1 protein-coding gene is annotated in these 313 nt (G+C 36.7%); it reads left to right on the top strand.

Going from position 1 to position 313, the window contains the following annotated elements; genetic code table 11:
• The coding region (locus SB658_RS22910; protein ID WP_410602547.1) for a DUF881 domain-containing protein at positions 1–313 on the top strand (313 nt) is incomplete at both ends.

The raw sequence follows: 313 nt of genomic DNA, 5'->3' as shown, positions 1-313 counted from the left end.
TGAAAAATGAAAAAGAGCAGTATTTTAATGTACTGGAAGATGTTGAGAAATACAGAATGTTTACAGGAGAGATCGGTGTCAAAGGAAAAGGGGTAAAAGTGTCTCTTGAAGATGCATCTTATATCCCGAGTGGACAAAATGTCAATAATTACATTGTGCATGAGAGCCATATTTTTCATGTGATAAACGAACTATTTATATCAGGTGCTTCTGCTGTATCTATTAATGGACAAAGAATCACACACCAATCATACAGACATTGTAACGGTCCAGTTGTCACAGTAGATGGTGTTCAGCATCCAGCACCATTTGT

Source organism: Bacillus sp. SIMBA_008 (assembly GCF_046535495.1).
Taxonomy (GTDB): Bacteria; Bacillota; Bacilli; order Bacillales; family Bacillaceae; genus Bacillus; species Bacillus subtilis.
The sequence above is the reverse complement of the archived record's forward strand: the minus strand, read 5'-3'. Positions and strand labels throughout refer to the sequence as shown.